The organism is Herbaspirillum lusitanum P6-12 (assembly GCF_000256565.1).
In the GTDB taxonomy this organism is placed as follows: domain Bacteria; phylum Pseudomonadota; class Gammaproteobacteria; order Burkholderiales; family Burkholderiaceae_D; genus Herbaspirillum; species Herbaspirillum lusitanum.
The window spans coordinates 1-1,647 of record NZ_AJHH01000200.1; the positions used below are offsets into that span (position 1 = coordinate 1).

A 1,647-nucleotide genomic window follows, 5' to 3' on the forward strand; every position below is an offset into this window, starting at 1 on the left:
AGCTGCCGATCAGGTTGCGCGCGATCTCCACCATTTGCTGATGACCGACGCCGAGGTCGCCGACCGGCGTCCAGGGATCGATGTCGGTCAGGCCGACCGCCGCCATTTGCGCCTGCGCCAGTGCCGCCAGTTTCGGCTTGTCGATCCAGCCGAAGCGTTGCGGCAACTGATTCAGGAACAGGTTTTCGGCGATGCTCAGCGTCGGGATCAGGTTCAGTTCCTGCATCACCATGCGAATGCCGAGCTGTTCGGCCTCGGTGCGCGAGCGCGGCTGGTAAGGCTGGCCGTCGAGCTGCATGGCGCCCGTGGTGGATTGCACCAGGCCGCAGACGATTTTCGACAGCGTGCTCTTGCCGGCGCCGTTCTCGCCGGTCAGCGCCAGGATCTGGCCGGGACGGAGTTCCAGCGAAACTTCGCTGAGCACCGGTTCGACGTAAGTCTTGCCGATACCGCTGAGCGACAGCAAAGCCGGGGATGATGGATTGGACATGCAGTCTCCACCGTGAAGGTGTGGTTCAGAAATTCGGTGTTGCAGGAAGGGCGGAACGCACGTGCGTCCCGCCCGGTGCTTCATTTGGTTTTCTACGGCTTATTTGCTGTCCTTGGTCACCAGCTGGACCTTGGTTTCAACCGCGCCGCTCAGGCTGCTTTGCTTCTTCTTGTCAGCCAGCGCCTTCAGTACGGTTTCGATGCCGAACACGGCTTGCTGCGAAGCGAACTGGTCGGCGGTCGCCAACACGCGGCCGTCCTTGAGCATCGGCTTGATGGCGTTGATGTTGTCGTAGCCGACCACCAGCACCTTGCCGGCCTTGCCTGCCGCCTTGACCGCGGCGACTGCGCCCAGCGCCATGTTGTCGTTGCCGGCCAGGATCGCCTTGATGTCAGGATTGGCGTTCAGCATCGAGGCGGCAACCTTGTTGCCCGGATCGATTTCCCATTGGCCCGATTGTACCGACACCACCTTGGCGCCGGCTGCGCTCATCGCATCCTGGAAGCCCAGCGTGCGTTGCTGCGCATTGAAGGTGGTCGAGACGCCTTCGATGATCGCAACCTTGTCGCCGCTCTTGATCTGCTTGGCCAGGAAGTCGCCGACCAACTTGGCGCCCTTGCGGTTGTCCGGACCGACGAACGGCACGGTAATGCCCTTTTCCTTCAGTGCGGCATCGTCGAACTTGTTGTCGATGTTGACCACGATGATGCCGGCGTCGATGGCCTTCTTGATGACCGGCACCAGCGCCTTGGAGTCGGCCGGTGCGATCACCAGGCCGCTGACCTTCGAGACGATCATCTGTTCGACGATCTTGATCTGGTTGGCGGTGTCCTGCTCGTCCTTGATGCCGTTGGCGATCAGGTCGTATTGCGCGGCGTGGGCTTTCTGGTGCTCCTTGGCGCCGTTTTCCATGGTCAGGAAGAACTCATTGGCCAGCGACTTCATCACCAGCGCGACCTTTGGCTTGGCGGCAGTTTGGGTTTGCGCCAGCACGGGCAGGGCCGGCAGGGCGCAGGCGAGGACGGCGGCGGCAATCAGCTTGAGGCGGATACGTTTATTCATGATGTCTCCAGGTTCCAGATATTCGGGTGAGCAGCAATTCGTATGGATCGGCATGCTGTTATTGGTGTTTTGCTTTTGTGCGCAAACGGGGTTTT

At 61.0% G+C, this 1,647-nt stretch carries 2 protein-coding genes; both read right to left on the reverse strand.

Features of this window, described 5'->3' with window-relative positions; genetic code table 11:
* Nucleotides 1-490 (reverse strand): ATP-binding cassette domain-containing protein (locus HLUSI_RS27355; protein WP_040503235.1); only part of this gene is annotated, 490 nt, incomplete at its 3' end.
* Nucleotides 491-589: 99 nt separating this feature from the next.
* Nucleotides 590-1,552, reverse strand: coding sequence for a sugar ABC transporter substrate-binding protein (locus tag HLUSI_RS0106795; RefSeq protein WP_016833271.1), 963 nt, complete (start codon nt 1,550-1,552; stop codon nt 590-592).
* Nucleotides 1,553-1,647 lie beyond the last annotated feature (95 nt).

Excerpts from the sequence above, each read along its gene's own strand:
- HLUSI_RS0106795 (WP_016833271.1), bottom strand. The coding sequence starts at position 1,552 with ATGAATAAACGTATCCGCCTCAAGCTGATTGCCGCCGCCGTCCTCGCC.